Below are 19,976 nucleotides of genomic sequence, written 5' to 3'. Positions count from 1 at the left end.
AAATGGTCAGTGATTAAGCCGCTGTTTTAACGGATTTTTGCTTGCGACTATGTGCCATTGCACCTTCACGTACCCATGCGCCGTCTTCCCACCCTTTGCGCTTTGCACTAAGGCGTTCGTGATTACAAATGCCATTGCCTTTAATCACCTGATAAAACTCTTCCCAGTCGATTTCGCCAAAACGGTAATGGCCAAGGTCTTCATCCCAAACCAGATCAGGGTCAGGGATCGTCATACCTAACGCTTCCACTTGCGGAACGGTGTTATCAACAAATTTTTGCCGCAGCTCATCATTACTGAAGCGCTTAATTTTCCAAGCCATGCTTTGAGCGCTGTGCGGGGAGTCCGAATCATTTGGACCGAACATCGTGAGAACGGGCCACCAAAAGCGGTTTATCGCATCTTGCAGCATGGCTTTTTGCTCATCGGAGCCTTGTGCAAGCGCCATCACAGCTTCATAACCCTGGCGTTGGTGAAAACTTTCTTCTTTACAGATTTTCACCATCGCTCTGGCATAGGGACCATATGAGGCACGGCACAGTGCTACTTGGTTCACAATTGCCGCACCATCGACAAGCCATCCAACCACGCCTACATCTGCCCAACTTAATGTCGGGTAGTTAAAAATGGAGGAATATTTCATTTTTTCATCAAGTAACTTTTGGTAGATATCTTGACGAGAGCAACCGAGAGTTTCGGCTGCGCTATACAGGTATAAACCATGGCCTGCTTCATCTTGAATTTTGGCCAGTAAAATTGCTTTACGACGCAATGTCGGTGCTCGTGTAAGCCAATTCGCTTCTGGTAGCATGCCGACGACTTCTGAATGGGCATGTTGACCAATTTGGCGGATAAGGTTTTGCCGATACGCATCGGGCATCCAATCCTTGGGCTCGATGGAAATATCGGCTTCGATTTTGGCTTCGAAGTTAGCCTGATTTTGCTCGCTCATTGATTTTTCCATTAAATGATTCGCTAATGTTTATTTATATGAAAATAATGAATCATATATATTTAACATTAATGCTAGGAAGTGTTAACAAAAAGATCAATGTTTATTAACCTTTTTTTGCGAGTGGCTTCACAATCAATAAAGTAAATTACAATAAAAACAATTAATTAAAATTATTGTTTTTTGTGTGGTTTTAATGGAAATAGGCATTTCATATAAAATTGTTCTTAATTTGTTAAATTTAAATTAGCTTCTATGCTTATTTTTATGATACATATTTGTTATCTAATTTGAATTGGTGTTTTTATTTCTGGAGAGGAATATGCAGCATTTAACAAGTTACATTATGGGCAAATGGGTACAAGGTGAGGGCGAAGGGCGAAAAATTCACCATGCGCTAACGAATGAAACTTTATATACAGTGACGACAGAAGGGTTGCCGCTAGCAGAAAGCTTGCAGTATGGTCGCCAAGTAGGAGGCGAAATATTGTCGGCGATGACATTCCAGCAACGTGGGCAGATGCTCAAGGCACTCGCAAAATACCTACTGGAACATAAAGCCCAGTTATATGCGATTTCGGCACAAACTGGTGCAACTAAAGCGGATAGCTGGGTGGATATCGAAGGGGGAATTGCCACACTATTTTCTTATTCGGGGCTCGCTAACCGTGAGCTACCGGATGACACTATTTGGCCAGAAGATGAAATGATCCCGTTATCAAAGCAAGGGCAATTTATTGGCCATCATATTTTAACATCTCGCCGTGGCGTTGCCCTGCACATTAATGCATTTAACTTCCCTTGTTGGGGAATGTTAGAAAAATTGGCACCCACATGGCTTGCTGGCATGCCTGCTATTATCAAACCCGCAACCGCCTCAGCACAGTTAACACAGGCGATGGTGAAGCTAATGGTTGATAGCGGTTTAGTGCCTGATGGCGCAATACAACTGGTTTGCGGTGGTGTTGGCGATATGTTTGAACACCTTGATTTTGAAGATGTTGTGACTTTTACGGGGTCGGCGAGTACAGGGCAAAAGCTGAAATCGCATCCACGTATCACGGCTAAATCAGTCCCTTTCACGATGGAAGCGGACTCATTAAACTGTGCCATTTTAGGTGATGACGTCCAGCCAGATCAGCCTGAATTTGCTTTATTTATTAAAGAAGTCACTCGAGAAATGACCGCGAAAGCGGGCCAAAAATGTACAGCGATCCGTCGTATTATCGTGCCGAAGAAACAGCTCGAAAATGTAAAGCAGGCATTATTGAAACGCTTATCCGCTACAACAGTGGGTGACCCTGCAATTGAAGGGGTCAGAATGGGGGCATTGATTAACTTAGAGCAGCGCCAAGATGTACAAGAGAAAGTGAATTATTTATGTGATCATGGCTGTGATGTCCTATGTGGTGGGCAATTTGAAAAGCTGGATGTTATTGGGGGAGATAGCCAACACGGGGCGTTCTATCCGCCAACGCTGTTGTATTGTGCAGAGCCTTTTAAATCTACAGCGGTACACGAAATTGAAGCTTTTGGTCCCGTCGCCACATTAATGAGCTATGACGATATCGAACAAGCGGTGCAGTTAGCGATTTTAGGTGGAGGAAGCCTTGCGGGGACGTTAGTCACTGCTGACGCACAAGTCGCACAAGCGGTCATTCGTGCCAGTGCGCGGGCACATGGGCGAATGTTGATTTTAAATGAAGCATCAGCCGCGGAGTCCACAGGCCATGGTTCACCGCTTCCGTTACTGGTACACGGCGGTCCAGGCCGAGCAGGTGGTGGCGAAGAGCTCGGCGGGTTGAGAGCAGTCAAACACTATATGCAGCGTACGGCTATTCAAGGTAGCCCTTCTATGCTAACGGCAATTACTAAGCAATGGATCCGCGGTGCAGATACCATCGCTGATGTGGTTCATCCATTCCGCAAACATTTTGAAGACTTAGCAATTGGCGACACGTTACTGACCGCAAGGCGTACCGTTACAGAAGCAGATATTGCTAATTTTGCCTGTCTCAGCGGCGATAATTTTTATGTTCACGTTGATAAAATTGGTGCGGCACAGTCGTTATTTGGTGAACGAATTGCGCACGGCTATTTTGTCGTTTCAGCCGCAGCGGGGCTATTTGTTGATGCAGGGGTTGGGCCCGTGATCGCCAATTATGGTATGGAAAGTTTGCGTTTTATTGAACCTGTGAAAATCGGTGACACCATACAAGTTCGCCTAACGTGCAAGAAAAAGATCAAAAAAACGCAAAAACTCGCTGAAGATAAGCCAAATGGCGTTGTTGAATGGGACGTGCAAGTGTTTAATCAGGATGACACCGTTGTGGCGTTGTACAGTATTTTAACGCTGGTGGAGCGTCGTGTTGGTGATTTTCATTAATCATTATACGGAGTGAATTAATTATTGAGCTAATAGGTGCTTTTTCAATCATTTTCTGTTGTGATGAGTGACCAGCAACAGAATGTAGGGAAACAAAGATGAAAACGCACCACCAAGCGGTTTATCAACAATTTGACCAGCAAGCCAATTCGTATTTAACCAGCCAAGTTCATGCACAAGGTGAAGACCTACTTGTTTTGCAACAATTGCTACAAGGTTGTCAGGATGAAGACGTGCTTGACCTTGGCTGTGGTGCAGGGCATGTCAGCTTTCATGCAGCACCGTTAGTGAAGTCAGTGACGGCTTATGATTTGTCCGACTCAATGCTCAATGTTGTGGCTAACAATGCACAAGAACGTGAATTAAATAATATCACTACCTGCAAAGGTACTGCGGAGTCTCTACCGTTTGGTGATCATTGTTTTGACCGAGTGATTAGCCGTTACTCAGCACACCATTGGCACGATGTGGAACAAGCGCTACGTGAGGTGCGCCGAGTGCTCAAACCGGGTGGAAAAGGCATCTTTATTGATGTGGTATCACCGGGACATCCATTATTGGATATTTACTTACAAACGGTCGAAGTGCTCCGGGATACCTCACACATTCGTGATTATTCTGCTGGAGAATGGTCTGGTATGTTTAATAGTGCGGGGCTATTTGTTCGTCGGGTGCAAAGTTTCCGTTTAGCATTGGAATTTACCAGTTGGGTTGAACGGATGCGGACACCACAGCCATTCGTCGAGGCTATCCGCCACTACCAAGGAACATTAAGTGATGAGGTAAAAAGCCACTTTGCAGTACAAGCCGATGGCTCATTTACCTCAGATGTGATGTTGTTTGAATTTCAGTGCCAATAACTATTTATTGTGCTAAAAATTGTTGTGCTAAAAACTGCGCTTGGTTCAATTGGCTAAGCGCGTTATTTACTGCAAAAATCGCACCGCGAACATCAGGAATACCAAAGGATTTTAATCGTGCACTGTGCTTGGTGAGATAAGTTTGTGCATCAGTTTCTGAAGCAAACAGATACACACCACCTGCCATTTGCGTTTGTGGGTTTTCAGTCCAAATCTTCCAAATAAAGCCCGGCTCTTGGTTAATTGATTCCGCCAAATCATTCATTGCGGATATCATTTCATCACCCCATGGCCCCTGATACGGAAAATCAACTTGTAAAATAACGCTCATATCTGCTCCTTATGATTGAGGCGTTATAGTAACCCTTAAAGCAAATAATAACTTTGCTATTCATCGTATTTCAAACGACTTATTGCTTCAAACTATTACGTTTACCCGTCTCAAATGCAGCTAAAGTCGCTAACCGAGCTTGTTTATGGTCAACAATGGGTTCTGGGTAATTAAGCGCTGTATTGCTGATTACAGCCCATTCATATGGCGTATGAATATATTTGTCGGGCACTTGCTGCAATTCGGGCAGCCAATGGCGAATAAAAGTCCCTTGTGCGTCAAACTTCTTCCCTTGAGTGGTTGGGTTAAAGATACGAAACCAAGGAGAGGCATCAACGCCTGTTGAGGCTGACCACTGCCAACCGCCGTTGTTCGCGGCTAAGCTGCCATCAAGCAGTTGGCTCATAAAGTATTTTTCACCTTTGCGCCAATCAATCAGTAAGTCTTTGACTAAAAAACTGGCCACAATCATTCGTAGACGGTTATGCATCCAGCCCGTTGTATTCAGTTGGCGCATAGCCGCGTCCACAATAGGATAACCCGTTTGTCCTGTTTTCCATGCTGCAAAATCGGTCGAAGAATCATTCCAGTGAATATGTTGTGTCCATTCAATAAATGGTTGGTGGCGGCTTAGGCGTGGAAATGCGACTAAAAGATGTGAATAAAATTCACGCCAGACTAACTCATTTAACCACGTGAACGCCCCACTATCAGGGTGATCTAACACTTGGGGGTTCTCTGCTTGTAATCGGTTGAAGCATTGGCGAGGGGATAGGACCCCCACCGCGAGGTAAGGTGATAATTGGCTGGTACCATCAATAGAGGGAATATCTCTATCATTTTGATAATCGCCGACTTTCTGGGAACAAAACTGCCTGAGTCGCGTTAAAGCCGATTTTTCACCGGCAGGAAATTGCTGGAAGTCTTCAATTGGCTGATGCGGAAATAACGGTGAAGCCCTATCAATGTTGATAGGGGCAGCTCGTTTTTCTGGGGCTCGTAGTGAACGGCAATCTGTCACGGTAAGTTGGGTGAGGAAGGCTCGGCGAAAGGGAGTATAAACTTGATACATCTCCCCTTTTTGAGTCGCCACGGAGCCGGGTGGTAGTAATAAATAGTCATCGAAAGCATGGATATGCAACCCATGAGGTTGATTGATTAACCACTCGTCTCGTTGTTTTTCGTTCCACTCATATTGCCGATTAAAAAACAAGGCATCCGCTTGCTGTGTCTTTGCGTAATCGAGTACCCATTGTGCTGCGTCGGCAAAATTAGCCACAGTTTGACAAACCAGTGGAATACCAAGCTCAGCGAGTGAATTTTGCAGTTCAGCAAGGTTTTGGTGAATGAATGAGATTTGTCGCTCAGCCATATCATGTTGTTGCCACTGCTTAGGGGTTGCAGTAAAAAGGGCAATGACTTTCGCATCTGGGTCTGCACAGGCGGAGGAAAGCGCTTTGTTATCGGTGACCCGCAGATCATTGCGAAACCAGATAAGATGACAAACGTGTTTGGCTGCCATTACCTCCCTCCTTGGTTGATGTTTTGTTGGAATCAAAACAATAGGTTTTGAAAATAAACTAGGAAAATCAATTTATTGAATTTCGGCTGATAACACAAAGCGGGAAAAACCACGCTTTTATCCCGCTTTGTCAACAACCTGAAAGGGCCGGTAAACGGCCCTTTCATATTTAATCTAATTTAGGATGCTGATTGATTAAGGATTGGCGTTTTTTCTCAAGCTCAGCAATTTGTTGGTCAATATCTTCAACTTTCTGCTCAATATTGTCAAAGTGCTCGCTAAGAATTTCTTTTGCCTCGGCTTTATCTGATGCAGCAGGTGTTGCCCCGCGTAATGGTTTATTCGCCGTTTCTGGCATTCTGATACCCGTATATAAACCAATTAAAGCAATCACGATTAAGTAATACGCTGGCATGTATAAGTCAGTAGTTGATTCGACCAACCATGCCGCAACAGTCGGTGTCGCACCGGCAATTAATACTGAAATATTAAAGGCAATAGCTAACGCACTGTAACGAATATGAGTTGGGAAAATCGCGGGTAAAATAGATGCCATAACCCCTGTAAAACAGTTCAACAGCACCGCTAAAATCAATAAACCCAGGAAAATTAAGCCAACAGAACCACTGTTGATTAACATAAACGCAGGGTATGCCAATAAAATCAGCCCTACGCTACCGGTAATGACAAATGGGCGACGACCAATTTTATCACTGGTTAAACCGATAATCGGTTGAACAAATAACATACCAATCATAATTGCAATAATAATTAGCACACCATGGTCAGTAGAGTAATTCAGGTTGTGTGATAAGTAACTTGGCATGTAGGTCAGCAACATATAGTAAGTCACGTTGGTTGCGATAACCAAGCCAACACAAATCATCAAGCTTTTCCAATACTTAGTCGCCACTTCACGTACTGAGATTTTTGGTGGATTTTGAATATTGGCTTTATCTTGTTTTTCTAACGATTCAACATGTTGTTGGAACGCAGGAGTTTCTTCCAGTGAATGACGTAGATATAACCCGATGATCCCTAACGGTAACGCTAAGAAGAACGGAATTCTCCAGCCCCAATCATGGAAGTTAGCTTCCCCAACGATACTGGAAATTAGTACTACGACACCCGCACCTAAGACAAAACCGGCGATAGAGCCAAAGTCTAACCAACTTCCCATAAAGCCACGTTTACGGTCTGGTGAGTATTCAGCAACAAAGATTGCTGCACCAGAATATTCACCACCTACCGAGAAACCTTGAGCTAACTTAGCAATTAATAACAGAATGGGGGCCCAGATACCGATGCTCTCATAGGATGGAATCAAACCAATACAGAAGGTACTGACTGCCATGATGATAATCGTCATCGAAAGGACTTTTTGACGGCCGTATTTGTCACCTAAGATACCAAAAACGACCCCCCCTAATGGCCTAACTAAGAAAGGCACGGAGAAAGTGGCTAATGCGGCAATCATCTGTACGCTCGGTGATGCGTCCGGAAAGAAAACCTGACCGAGAACATAGGCTAAGAAACCATATACCCCAAAATCAAACCATTCCATCGCATTACCCAGCGAAGCCGCGGTAATTGCTTTTTTGAGTTTACCGTCATCAATAATAGTAATATCACTAATATTTAACGGTTTTTCTTTTTTCTTCTTGAATCTCATGAAACCATCCTCTTATTTTAATTTCAATAACCGAAACAACAGCATTTAAGATGTGGGTTTTCATACATCGGTAAAATATCAAACCTTATTATTTAGAATAGACGTTGTTTACGTAATAGATAAGTTTTTAGTGTTTTTATGTCGCGCTGAAATACCAGGCTAAAATAGGTACGTCGTGGGTAGAATAATGAGAGTGTTTGTGTTGTAAATACAGCAAAAAAGCCACCTTGAGTTAAAAAATACAGTACTAATACTACATTAATATCGAACAAATGTAAAATATAGGTGTTTTATACTAATACATATGCTTTGATAGGATTTTGTGTTAGTAATATAACGATTGAACTGAATAATTGAAAAAATAGATACTCAGTAAAGGAGTGGGTAAAAATAAATTGTTTAAAATCAATTTAATACATTTTGATAGGTGAGTTTTAGCCTGTCATAAATATATAAGGTTAGCAATTTAATATGGTCGAAATAATGGTATTGTTGCGATGAAGAATATATGAAGATAACCCCATCCTTTTACGATGCTCTTGTTTTGCTTAAGCTATTAATAACTCGTCTATTTATTTATCTTGTTGCTATCCTCTTCTTTTGATAATAACGGTGGATTATGCTGTTCTATTTTATATTTAATTTGATGAGTAGGAATGAGGAATTTACTTAGTTACAATCAATCTATTGTCGATATTGGGTTTGATATAAGCGAGTATGACAAAATTCTATTTTGAATGTTGTTATGCATCTAAAAATACCCTTCATATTTTGTACTGCAAGATATCAAGGGTATCACATCCGACTTAAAAGAGTGCCATTATGAAAAAACAGAGTGTTGCATCCTATATTGCAAAAGTACTTGATAATGCAGGTGTTAAACGTATTTGGGGCGTTACAGGAGACTCGTTAAATGGCTTAACCGACAGCTTGCGTCGTCAAGGCGCTATTGAGTGGCTAGGAACTCGTCATGAGGAAGTGGCTGCCTTTGCTGCGGGTTCAGAAGCTCAGCTAACCGGTAATTTAGCCGTATGTGCAGGCTCTTGCGGGCCAGGAAATATGCATCTTATTAATGGGTTGTATGATTGCCACCGTAATCGCGTACCCGTATTGGCGATTGCTGCTCATATCCCATCCAGCGAAATTGGTAGTAATTATTTCCAAGAAACTCACCCAACTGAATTATTCCGTGAATGCAGCCATTACTGTGAAATGGTCTCTAACCCAGAGCAAATTCCACAGGTCCTTGGCATCGCTATGCGTAAAGCAATTTTGAATAAAGGGGTATCAGTGGTCGTAATACCGGGGGATATTGCGCTAAAAGATGCACCAGAATCAGCGAAAGAAACATGGTATCAGCCACAAGCGCCACTTATTATGCCTCAGCGGAGTGAAATTGAAAAACTCGCCGAACTGCTGAATCAATCTAAGAATATCACGTTATTCTGTGGAAATGGCTGCGCAGGCGCTCACGATGAAGTGGTTAAGCTAGCAGAAACACTAAAAGCACCGGTAGTACATGCGTTACGTGGTAAAGAACATATTGAATGGAATAACCCATACAGTGTTGGAATGACAGGCTTGATAGGATTTTCATCGGGTTACCACGCGATGATGAACGCAGATACAGTTGTTTTGTTAGGAACACAATTTCCATACCGTCCTTTCTATCCAAGCGAAGCTAAAATTATTCAGGTTGATATTAATGCAGGTAGTTTGGGTTCTCATTGCCATATAGATATGGGCCTGATTGGTGATATCAAAGCAACATTAGATGCATTACAGCCACATTTAGAGGCTAAACAGGATACAAAACACCTTGATGGCGCTTTAAAACATTATGCAGAGGCTAGAAAAGGGTTAGATGACCTCGCTAAACCGGGTCATGAGGGATTAATACATCCACAGTATCTTGCAACAAAAATTAGTGAATTAGCCGCCGATGACGCGATTTTCACTTGTGACGTGGGAACCCCGACAGTATGGGCAGCCCGTTACTTGAAAATGAACGGTAAGCGCCGCTTAATCGGCTCCTTTAACCATGGGTCAATGGCGAATGCGATGCCACAGGCTATTGGTGCACAAGCCGTTGATAAAAAACGCCAAGTGGTTGCAATGTGTGGCGATGGTGGTTTCAGTATGTTAATGGGAGATTTTATCTCTCTTTCCCAAATGCAATTACCAGTAAAAATCATCATTCATAACAATGGCGTACTTGGTTTTGTGGCCATGGAAATGAAAGTGGCAGGTTTCTTGACAGCGGGAACGGATTTACAGAACCCTAACTTTGCAGCGATTGCGAATGCCGCGGGTATCAAAGGCATTCGTGTTGAAAAAAGTGAAGATCTAGACGGTGCATTAAAAGAAGCTTTTGCCCATGATGGGCCAGTGGTGGTTGATGTCTTGACTGCCAAACAAGAGCTGTCTATGCCGCCAGAAATCGCAGCACAAGAAGCAAAAGGCTTTAGCCTATATATGTTAAAAGCGATTATGAGTGGTCGCGGTGATGAAGTCGTTCAATTAGTGAAAACAAACTGGCTACGTTAAGTCATTATTGTGAATAGCGGGAAAGCCCAATTCAGATGGATTGGGCTTTTTTATTTATCAATATCCTGCGGCTGACTGACTACGCCACAAATGGGCGGCAACCAGTGCGCGCCATGGGGAGAATTGCTCCAACCATTTTTCCGTTTCTTTGGCGGTAGGCTGTTCTGATTTCGCGAGCAATGTTTGTAGATTACGTCTTACCGCTACATCCCCATGTAATGAGCCATCTAAGTAATTGAATCCTCGTAGTAAAGCATAGCTTACAGTCCAAGGGCCAATACCTTTGATTTGTAATAATTGCTCAGTTATTTGATTCGCATTGGAGTGAGTAACCTGCTGTGATAAATCAATTTGTTGATTTTCGATGGCTTCACAAAGGGCTCTGAGGGCGATAATTTTACCGTTTGAAAAGCCCGTTTGTCGCAGGGTTTCGTCATCAACTAACTTGATTTGTGGAGTGTTGGGGAAACACCAAATACCTGAAGTGTGCTGAATTCCCACAGCTTGAATAAAGCGCCGACGAATGGCGATAGCCGCATGAACACTAATTTGTTGGCCTATAATAGCCCAAACTAACGCTTCAAATGCGCTGGCAGATTGATAAATCCTTAATCCTCTTTGCTTTCCAATGAGCTGACCAAGTACTGGAGTTTCAAGGTGGTGTTTTTCGAACTCATCAATATTCTGTTTTAAGCCGAGTACATGCTGTGCCAGCGTTAATAGGTCTGGTTCATTGATAATGATAGATGGGGAGTCAATTGCTAATGAAATCGTTGCGTGTTGCTTTTGAAGCTCCAATGTCATTTTTGTTGCATGTTGTTGCCATATTATGCCCTTGTGTAATGTGTTTTCTTCCACTATTTCCGCGACATTGTGTTGATCTCTCAGATGAAAGGCAAAAAAATCACCATAAAGGTAATTGGTAGGGAGAGTTAGCTGTGCGGTAAATATTTGCATAATGATGGCCTTGTCAGATTTTTCTTTATTCACAATATTATTGTGAATTAGCGCATTTAGTTACTCATTTTTTACAGAGCAGATATGTTATCTTGTACAGAGCTATTTATTTTGTACTGATATTATTTATCCATTTAATAAGGAAGTGTAAATGAAAACTGAGGGTCACAGTTCATCTCATGGCACTTCGGTACCATCATCACAACCAAGGCAAGAATTAACAGGCATTGGTGGATGGCTTATTTTACCCATGTTAGGGATAGTTTTGTCTTTGATTATTTTGCCTTTTTCTATTTATGAGCAAAATGTTCAAGTGATTGAATATTGGATTGAATTAACAGACCCACAATCAAGCTCATTTATTCCATTATTTAAAGAGCTCATCTACTTTGAGGTTTTAGGTAACGTTATTTTATACGCGACCTTGCTTTTTCTAAGTTATGTCTTTTTTACAAAGAAAAAACTCACAATTAAAATTTATATTTTTTTCCAGATCTTTTCGTTAGTTTTGACGGTTACGGATATCATACTCGCAAGTATTTTATTGGATTTAGAAGTTGAATCCTCGGATATCAAAGATATTTTTCGGGCACTAATTGCTTGTGCAATTTGGATACCGTATTTTTTAGTTTCAAGGCGAGTTAAAAATACCTTTGTAAATTAACAAATGAAATTTTGTGATTTTTTATTGGGTAGGTAAATGATGATTAAATGCAAACGAGTTTATGACCCTGTTGACGATAACGATGGCTACCGTGTGCTTATTGATAGACTGTGGCCAAGAGGAATAAAAAAAACAGATTTACAACACGACTCTTGGAATAAAGACGTTGCACCTTCTAATGAACTACGTAAATGGTTTCATCAGAACACAGATCAGTTTGCACAGTTTATCGAACGATATCAGCAGGAACTTAATAACACAACGGCTTGGCAGGCGTTGGTTTCTCAGGCAAAACAAGGTGATTTAACACTGTTATACAGTGCTAAAAATACAGAACATAATCAAGCAATTGTACTCAAAGCATTTCTTGAAGATAAAATGCAAAGTAAAAGTAAATAAAGGTTATCGGAATGGATATTCAGCAATCAACCACACAAACAGAGCCAGCAATAATATCATCGGTGGCTCAACCAGCGGTTAAAAAGCCGTTACACGGGATTAGTGGCTGGTTAATTTTACCAATTATCGGACTGTTTTATATGCTGTACAAAACAGTCATGATGTTATTGCAAGAAATTTCACAAGTTCAAACCGCATGGCCATTGGCAACTCAAGCGGATTCTGATTTTTATATTCCAGGTTTTGCGACAGGTTTCTATCTCTTGCAACTAGGTTATGGTGTTTTGATTGCACTGTTTCTTTGGACATTTATCGCCGCAGTTAAATGGAAAAAACAAGCGAAGTGGCTATTTATCATCACCATGGTGTTATTTACTTTAATGGTATTGGTTGCCCGTTTTGTATTCCCATATATATTTGGATTGGAAATTAATCACTCAAATATTATTACAGCCATAAATGGCAGCTTCTATTGTGTGTTATGGATCCCCTACTTTTTAGTTTCACATCGCGTCAAAAATACGTTTATCCATTAAAGTATCTGGCCACTCCATATTAGTAGTGGCCTAACATACGGTTATTTATCAGAAAGATTTAGAGTGTGGGTTATATTGCAGTTTGCAATAAACGCGTCATCGTGGGAAACCAGTAATAGTGTTCCTTGGTAGTCCTGCAATAGCGCTTCAAGTAGTTGTTTTGAATCTAAGTCTAAATGATTATCGGGCTCGTCGAGTAATAAAATAGCGGGTGGACTCGGGCTATGTGTGAGTGCCAATAGCGTTGCTTTTAGCTGCTCACCACCACTGAGCTGCTGTAGTGGTAACAATGACTTATCTCCTCGTATCCGCAACATGCCTAATTGCGTGCGCCACTGTTCTACAGTAAATACAGGTTGGTATTGATAAAGCGCTTCAGCGACAGGCAATGTTTTATCGAGTAAATTGAGGTGTTGATCTAAATAGCAAAACTCACCGCTTAGGCGGTACTCTCCTGAAGATGATGGCAACAGGCCTGCAAGCACTTTAAGTAGCGTTGATTTACCGCAACCATTAACTCCTTGAATATGCCAGTGCTCTCCACTGTATACAGTGAATGAGAGTGGTGACGAATAACCGTAAAGCAAACGCAAGTCAGAAGCGAAAATTGTGACTTTATTTCCTTCATTTTGATAGTTAATCGTCATTTTTTGCGGCTTGATATGGCGAGCTCTTTCTTGGTTTTCCTGTTGCTGGTTTTGTAGATTATCCATCACTCGTTGGTGCCGCTCTGCGACATTTGATTGCTTTTTCTCCGCACGATTTTTCTGCATATCAAGCAGCAGTAAGGATTGCGACCCACCATAGCGAATTTTTTCACCTTGTTTTTTGCGTTGAGCGGCTTTTTGTAATGTGGCTTGCTGTTGTTTTTTCTCTTGGTGAATGCGTTTTTCTAAGCGTTCACCTTGTGCGTCAATTGCAGCGATTTCCAAGTTTTTTTGGGTATCGTATAACGTATAATTTCCCCCATATTCATGTAAGCCTTTTTCCGTTAACTCAAAAATGGTATCCATTTCTTCTAATAGGGTTCTGTTGTGAGAAATAATGAGACAACCAGCTCGATGCTCAGTAAGCTTTTGATTGAGCCATTGCCGACTTTGTGTATCTAAATGGTTATCTGGTTCATCAAGTAGCAAAAAGTGGTTTTGATGAAGAAATGCACGACAAAGGGCTAGGCGAGTACGTTCCCCCCCACTTAAATGGGCAATGGGGGCTTCCATTGAGATAGCGAGTCCTGCTGAATCCAATAAACTTTGCCATTGGGAAGGTAAATGCCATTTATCTTCCGTTAGTTCAAAATCTGCCAAAGAACCATTCCCTGCCTCAATGCGTGAAAATGCGTGATAAAGTTCATTCATGCCTAAGGCATCGACGAGTGTTTCGCCCGTTAGTCGCGTTAATTGCTCGACATAGATAAAGGGAAGGTTCCAATGTACATTCCCTTGCGTAGGGGATAATTGGTCAGCAAGAATACGCATCAAGACAGATTTTCCTTTGCCATTATGACCAATTAGGGCATTTTTTTGGCATGACAGCGTCCCGCTTAACGGAGGAAAAAGGGCGGTTTGGTTAAATTCAATATTGAGCTGTGAAAAGTGACAAGCAATCGTCATATGCACCTCCAAAATAATGAGGACAGACAACGTCGTTGACTTATCAAGAAGCGTCGATGAAAGCGGTTGCCTGCCAGGAACAGAAAAATGAATACCAAAAGGGTATTGGAAAATATTTTCTGGCAGTGCTTAGTTCATCGTGAGGCGTACCTGCGAAGTTGGGTGAGCGATAAATTCGCACACATTATAAACAGGTTAAATTGATTTACGCAACTTATCGTGATTGGGTTTTTTCTGAAAGTCGTGCTAACGATTTAATAATAGAAAAAACCAGTCAATAATAGCGACTGGCTTTTTCCATTAACAACGAGATTTTATAACAACGAGATTTTTACGATTATGCAGAGGTATTCTCTGACAACCATTGAGCAATGCGCTGCTTTTCTTCTTCATTCAGCCACATACCCAATTTAGTGCGACGCCAAATAGCATCATCCAACTCTGTTACCCATTCATGTTTGACTAAGTAACGTAATTCCGCTTCATAGACATTCGCAGAGAATGCTTCACCAAGGTCGCTGAGTGAATTCGCGCCTTCAAGGATTAATTTACTGTTGCTACCGTAGGTTCTGGCAAAACGTAGCGCTAAGCCTTCAGGAAGCCATTGATAATGTTGACGCAACACGCGTGCATAACCATCACGGTCACAACCTTCGATATCACCACCCGGTAATTGGCCATTTTTGGTCCATGGGCTACCTGCATTTGGATAGTAAGTCGCTAATTTATTCACAGCGGCTTCCGCTAACTTACGATAAGTCGTTAATTTACCACCAAATACAGACAACAATGGCGCTTGGCCTTGTTCATCGTGAATATCCAATGTGTAATCACGAGTAATGGCTTGTGGTGAGTCTGATTCATCGTCGCACAGTGGGCGAACACCTGAATAATCCCAAACAATATCACTCACGGTTAACTGCTTTTTGAAGTGGTCGTTATACACTTTCAGTAAATAGTTAACTTCGTTTTCATCAATTTTGACGTCTTTCGGGTCGCCTTTATATTCTACGTCAGTCGTACCGATGATAGAAAACTCATCCATCCACGGGATAACAAATACAATACGGTTATCTTCATTTTGTAAGATGTACGCTTGTGGTTCATCATGTGCGCGTGGAACGACAATGTGGCTACCTTTGATTAGGCGAATACCATAAGGTGATTTTAATTTCAGGCCATCATCAAAGAACTCTTTTACCCAAGGCCCTGTGGCATTAACCAGCCCTTTCGCTTTCCATGTATGAGTTTCCCCCGTACGTAAGTCTTGAGCTTCAACAACCCATAAGCCGTTTTCACGGTAGGCGCGAGTCACTTTTGTGCGAGTACGAACCTCACCATTCTTACGTACCACTTCTTGAGCGTTTAACACAACTAAACGCGCATCATCAACCCAACAATCGGAATATTCAAAACCTTTCGTTAATTCAGGTTTGAGTACAGAGTTTTGGTTGAATTTCAGACCTTTACTGCTTGGTAAGCTGACACGTTTGCCTAAATGGTCATATAAAAATAAGCCAATACGGATCATCCAAGCTGGACGTAAATGAGGCTGATGAGGTAAGCGGAAGCGCATTGGGAAGGCTATATGTGGTGCTAATCGTAATAGCACTTCACGTTCAGCCAATGCTTCGCTCACTAATCTAAATTCATAATGCTCTAAATAACGTAAGCCACCGTGAATGAGTTTAGAACTCGCAGATGAAGTCGCACTTGCCAAGTCTTGAGCTTCGAGCAGTAATACCGATAATCCACGACCTGCAGCATCTGCTGCAATACCAGCGCCGTTGATCCCGCCGCCGATGACAATCAAGTCTTTAGTTTCCATGCATCCCCCTGAGATGTTCGAAACACTTTCAATAATGTTCGTTTTCGCTCATTTGATTGTAGTCAAAATAGATAGTGATGCCAACTATTATTAATGAAAAAAATAACAACTGCGTGATATTGGTAACAATTTTTTTTCAATACCCACACATAAAATATTGTTATTTACAATGAAAAAAAGAGAGTTTCGCGCGAAAAAGAAAAAAACAATGGCAAGGCGGGGGAGACTAAAATAGGAAAGGAGACTAAGAAGTATGATGGCAGCGGGCGCTACCATCATTAAGATAATTATTTGATTAACAAAGCTCTAATTGAACATTATGTTGCTCAATGACTTTGAGAATGCTGTCAGGTGGCTGTTTATCCGTAAATAAGTAGTCAATCAGGTTCATATTGCCCAAATTAACCATCGCGTTACGACCAAATTTAGAATGGTCGGTGACGAGCATGACACAGCGTGAGTTTTCAATAATCGCGCGTTTGGTACGAACTTCATGGTAATCGAACTCAAGTAATGAGCCATCCATATCAATACCACTGATACCCAAAATACCGTAATCTAACCTAAATTGAGAAATAAAATCGAGGGTCGCTTCACCGACAATACCGCCATCTCTTGAGCGAACTTCACCCCCCGCTAAAATTAGGCGGAAGTCTTCTTTTGGCATCAGTAATGTGGCGACATTAAGGTTATTGGTCACCACGCGTAGGTTTTTGTGATTAACCAATGCGTGAGCAACGGCTTCGGGAGTGGTACCAATATCTATAAACAATGTTGCACCGTCAGGAATTTGGCTCGCAACATGTTGTGCGATACGCGCTTTTTCATCTGACCACATGATTTTACGGTCATTATAAGCCGCATTCACGGAACTTGAAGGCAGTGCTGCACCACCGTGGTGCCGCTGAATTTTATTTTGTTCAGCGAGGTCATTGAGGTCCCGACGGATTGTTTGAGGGCTTACCTCAAAGTGTTCGACGAGTTCTTCAGTACTGACATATCCCTGAAGACGCACAAGCTCAACTATTGCATCATGTCTCTGGGTTTGTTTCACAGCGTTAGCCTCTAATTATTAAAATGTTTTATCTGGAGCTCTGGTGTTTAAAACTGTGCCTATTATCCCATACTCCCATCAATAAGCCGATAATTAACCCTGAAGTATGTGCGGCATTCGCAATATGCATACCTAAAACATCGAAGTAACCGAAAAAAAGCCAGATAATAGAGAATATCATTAACCCACGAGGGACGCTGATGCCACTTTCAGGCCGACGTTCACCCGTTAACCACACATAGCTGACAAGGGCATAGACGACACCAGATAAGCCGCCAAAGTTGTTTTCACTAAACAGCGACTGCCCCCAGTTACTAAACAGTGCAGAGACTAGTAAGATAGTGAATAATTTACCCGTTCCGAGCTTTCGCTCAACTTGCCCAGCCAGAAACCACCATAGCGCAAGGTTGAAACCAATATGTGATAGCGAAAAGTGCACCAATGCAGGGCTAAACCAACGCCAAAGTTCCGTTTGTTGGTCGCCAATAGGCCATGCTAAATAGCGTAGAACTTCTCGGGCATCGGTCATTTCTACCCAAAGATATACAACAATCGACAATAAAATAACAGCGATAGTTAAAGGGCCAGATTGTTCTTTAAGGTAGCCCCAGGTCAGGTAGTTACGATATTGAAACTGGGTATCTGCGCTTCCCGTGTGCCAACTGGCTTCTAGGTAGCGGGGGTGATTTGGATCTTGTAAAAAAATATCTAATTCTTTCTGGGTTTGAGATTGAAATTGCTCATCTTCTAGCCAAAGCTCAAAGACGGCTTGTTCCTGTGATGGCTTTATTATTAAGTGGATATTTTTGCTAGCCATATAGTCAACAAAGGCTTGTGCCATTCTAGGATTAGCAAAAGAGGTGATGTGGATCATGAATGCGTTTTCTCATCTAGAGAGCCGTAACGGCTTGTGGATATTCCCTTAACCATGCTTCAAATCCACCATTGATGCTGTATACAGATTCAAAGCCAATGTTGATCAGATATTGTGCAGCGCCTTGGCTACTGTGCCCATGGTAACACATCACCATAACTGGTTGTTCGTAATCCGTTTGTTCTAGAAATTGGCTTAGTGACTCATTGGTGAGGTGATAGGCCCCATTAGCATGGCCTGCGCGGAAACTTTGTGGGTCTCGTACATCTACCAGTATGGCAGTACCGTCCACCCAATGTTGGTAAGCTTGCTCTGGTGTTAGTGTTTCAAAATGGTCCATAAAATACCAAATACAGTAGGTAACAACCGATAAAAGGTTAAATGAGAGGCACCCGTAAAAAACCAAGTGCCAAATACTCGTGGTATTGATTAGTAGAAAGAGTGCTCGCCACGTTGGTGTTCAGTTAGGTCTTTAACGCCTTTTAGCTCACCTTCAAACATTTTGAGAAGTTCTTTTTCGATACCTTCTTTAAGAGTGACATCAACCATTGAACAACCGTTACAGCCGCCACCAAATTGCAGAATTGCAAAGCCTTCATCGGTGATTTCCATCAGGGAAACACGGCCACCGTGGCTGGCAAGTTGTGGGTTAATTTGTGACTGTAAAACATACTCAACACGTTCAATTAATGGTGCGTCATCAGAGACCTTACGCATTTTGGCGTTTGGTGCTTTTAACGTCAGTTGTGAGCCCAGTTGGTCGGTAACGAAGTCAATCTCGGCATCATCTAAGAATGGCGCGCTAATTTCATCAACATAAGCAGATAATTTCTCGAACTTTAGTTCTTTATCTGTTGCTTCAACGGCACCCGGAGGGCAGTATGACACACCGCACTCTGCGGTTGGTGTGCCTGGGTTGATAACAAAAACACGGATTTGAGTTCCTGGCTCTTGATTTTCCAACAATTTGGCAAAATGAGCCTGTGCTGCTTCAGTAATATTAATCATAATCATTTGCTCAATAATAGTTGACTGCTTTAGTTGGTTATAATACGCCCATTTACCCCTTTCCTACAAGGTGCGACACAGTGACCATGCATCAACAGTATGTACACCCGCACAAATCAACAATTGTGCTGCGGTATTCATGGTGGAACCTGTTGTAATAACATCATCAAGAACAGCAACATGTAGGTTTGAAACCGAGTTGTTTAAGGTAAATGCTCCCTTTAGGTTATTTCGGCGATACTCACGTTTTAGTGTAATCTGTGCCAGTGTAGCACGACTACGTGATAATGAATTTTGCGAATAGGGGATATTTAACCATCTGGATAAATTTTCGCCTATTAATGCCATATGGTCAAATCCTCTCCACCACAGACGGCGGCGATGCAGTGGAATGGTGATGATTAAGTCCGGTTTTTGCCATTTTTGTTGGCGGTAACCCGTGAGCCAAAATAACGCAAAAATTCGTGCTAGAGTAAAAGCAAGTTGAGATTGTTTTTGAAATTTAAAACGATGGATTAACAAGCGTAAAGCGCCTTGGTACGGGGTTACTGTGATAATTCTCTGCCATGCGGGAGGGTTTTTTAGGCAACGTCCGCACTCCATGGTAGGCTGCTCACAGGGTAAAGCGCAGCGTAAACAGCAGGTTGGCATTTTAGGTAGTCCTTTGAGGCAAAAATGACAAATACCCTGATGAGTTAATTTTAGTGATTGGTGACATAGCCAGCAGCCCCCCTCCATTGTTAGCATAGTAGCGTCCCGTTAAAACGAATTGA

The 19,976-nt window shown here is 42.1% G+C and carries 17 protein-coding genes and 1 pseudogene; 6 read left to right on the top strand and 12 right to left on the bottom strand.

Features of this window, described 5'->3' with window-relative positions; translation table 11 throughout:
* Positions 1–13 precede the first annotated feature (13 nt).
* Positions 14–952, bottom strand: a complete 939-nt coding sequence (gene paaA / locus PR725_RS13980) for a 1,2-phenylacetyl-CoA epoxidase subunit PaaA (protein ID WP_004266144.1) — start codon at positions 950–952, stop codon at positions 14–16.
* A 322-nt stretch (positions 953–1,274) separates the two neighbouring features.
* Between paaA and paaZ the strand changes: the two genes are divergently transcribed.
* Both paaZ and PR725_RS13970 read left to right on the top strand, forming a co-directional pair.
* Positions 1,275–3,338 carry a phenylacetic acid degradation bifunctional protein PaaZ gene (gene paaZ, locus PR725_RS13975; RefSeq protein ID WP_110731477.1) on the top strand — a complete coding sequence of 688 codons (2,064 nt, stop codon included), beginning with the start codon at positions 1,275–1,277 and terminating at the stop codon, positions 3,336–3,338.
* A gap of 89 nt (positions 3,339–3,427) precedes the next feature.
* Positions 3,428–4,198 (top strand): annotated as a pseudogene (locus tag PR725_RS13970) (class I SAM-dependent methyltransferase); the annotation flags it as partial.
* Positions 4,199–4,202: 4 nt separating this feature from the next.
* Here PR725_RS13970 and PR725_RS13965 read toward each other — a convergent pair.
* The 3 genes from PR725_RS13965 to proP form a co-directional block, all read right to left on the bottom strand.
* Complete coding sequence (locus PR725_RS13965; RefSeq protein ID WP_272569443.1) at positions 4,203–4,529, bottom strand: monooxygenase; 327 nt, start codon at positions 4,527–4,529, stop codon at positions 4,203–4,205.
* Between the two features lie 79 nt (positions 4,530–4,608).
* Complete coding sequence (gene phrB, locus PR725_RS13960; protein WP_272569441.1) at positions 4,609–6,051, bottom strand: deoxyribodipyrimidine photo-lyase; 1,443 nt, start codon at positions 6,049–6,051, stop codon at positions 4,609–4,611.
* Between the two features lie 169 nt (positions 6,052–6,220).
* Positions 6,221–7,723 carry a glycine betaine/L-proline transporter ProP gene (gene proP / locus PR725_RS13955; protein ID WP_004262894.1) on the bottom strand — a complete coding sequence of 501 codons (1,503 nt, stop codon included), beginning with the start codon at positions 7,721–7,723 and terminating at the stop codon, positions 6,221–6,223.
* Positions 7,724–8,545: 822 nt separating this feature from the next.
* Between proP and poxB the strand changes: the two genes are divergently transcribed.
* Positions 8,546–10,270, top strand: coding sequence for a ubiquinone-dependent pyruvate dehydrogenase (gene poxB / locus PR725_RS13950; protein ID WP_109912383.1), 1,725 nt, complete (start codon positions 8,546–8,548; stop codon positions 10,268–10,270).
* A gap of 57 nt (positions 10,271–10,327) precedes the next feature.
* Here poxB and PR725_RS13945 read toward each other — a convergent pair whose 3' ends face one another.
* Positions 10,328–11,227: a DNA-3-methyladenine glycosylase family protein gene (locus tag PR725_RS13945; RefSeq protein ID WP_272517697.1), complete on the bottom strand. Its 900-nt coding sequence runs from the start codon at positions 11,225–11,227 to the stop codon at positions 10,328–10,330.
* A gap of 151 nt (positions 11,228–11,378) precedes the next feature.
* Between PR725_RS13945 and PR725_RS13940 the strand changes: the two genes are divergently transcribed.
* From PR725_RS13940 to PR725_RS13930, 3 genes are read left to right on the top strand one after another with little or no spacing between them, the layout of a single operon-like run.
* The gene (locus PR725_RS13940) at positions 11,379–11,891 is read left to right on the top strand and encodes a DUF2569 domain-containing protein (RefSeq protein WP_004266137.1); all 513 of its coding nucleotides are present in this window, start codon (positions 11,379–11,381) and stop codon (positions 11,889–11,891) included.
* A gap of 39 nt (positions 11,892–11,930) precedes the next feature.
* A complete protein-coding gene (locus PR725_RS13935; RefSeq protein ID WP_042851696.1) occupies positions 11,931–12,290 on the top strand; it encodes a DUF488 domain-containing protein in 360 nt (119 codons plus the stop codon).
* A gap of 11 nt (positions 12,291–12,301) precedes the next feature.
* Entirely contained in the window at positions 12,302–12,826 is a 525-nt protein-coding gene (locus tag PR725_RS13930; RefSeq protein ID WP_004266135.1) for a DUF2569 family protein, read from the top strand.
* Positions 12,827–12,867: 41 nt separating this feature from the next.
* Here PR725_RS13930 and PR725_RS13925 read toward each other — a convergent pair whose 3' ends face one another.
* From PR725_RS13925 to PR725_RS13895, 7 genes are all read right to left on the bottom strand, one after another.
* Positions 12,868–14,439, bottom strand: a complete 1,572-nt coding sequence (locus tag PR725_RS13925) for an ATP-binding cassette domain-containing protein (RefSeq protein ID WP_123382642.1) — start codon at positions 14,437–14,439, stop codon at positions 12,868–12,870.
* A gap of 337 nt (positions 14,440–14,776) precedes the next feature.
* A complete protein-coding gene (gene glpD / locus PR725_RS13920) occupies positions 14,777–16,267 on the bottom strand; it encodes a glycerol-3-phosphate dehydrogenase (RefSeq protein ID WP_117162932.1) in 1,491 nt (496 codons plus the stop codon).
* 295 nt (positions 16,268–16,562) lie between these two features.
* Entirely contained in the window at positions 16,563–17,321 is a 759-nt protein-coding gene (locus PR725_RS13915) for a DeoR/GlpR family transcriptional regulator (RefSeq protein ID WP_004262881.1), read from the bottom strand.
* Positions 17,322–17,349: 28 nt separating this feature from the next.
* Positions 17,350–18,195 carry a rhomboid family intramembrane serine protease GlpG gene (gene glpG, locus PR725_RS13910; RefSeq protein ID WP_004266132.1) on the bottom strand — a complete coding sequence of 282 codons (846 nt, stop codon included), beginning with the start codon at positions 18,193–18,195 and terminating at the stop codon, positions 17,350–17,352.
* 16 nt (positions 18,196–18,211) lie between these two features.
* On the bottom strand, positions 18,212–18,535 hold the full coding sequence (gene glpE, locus PR725_RS13905) for a thiosulfate sulfurtransferase GlpE (protein ID WP_110731471.1): 324 nt from the start codon (positions 18,533–18,535) through the stop codon (positions 18,212–18,214).
* Between the two features lie 89 nt (positions 18,536–18,624).
* Positions 18,625–19,203 (bottom strand): Fe-S biogenesis protein NfuA, encoded by a 579-nt coding sequence (nfuA, locus tag PR725_RS13900; protein ID WP_004266130.1) that lies wholly within the window; start codon positions 19,201–19,203, stop codon positions 18,625–18,627.
* 63 nt (positions 19,204–19,266) lie between these two features.
* Positions 19,267–19,950: a DNA utilization protein GntX gene (locus tag PR725_RS13895; protein WP_272569435.1), complete on the bottom strand. Its 684-nt coding sequence runs from the start codon at positions 19,948–19,950 to the stop codon at positions 19,267–19,269.
* Between the last annotated feature and the right edge of the window lie 26 nt (positions 19,951–19,976).

This window comes from Providencia sp. PROV255, assembly GCF_028478065.1.
Lineage (GTDB): Bacteria > Pseudomonadota > Gammaproteobacteria > Enterobacterales > Enterobacteriaceae > Providencia > Providencia rettgeri.
This window is presented reverse-complemented; position numbering and strand designations above follow the sequence as displayed.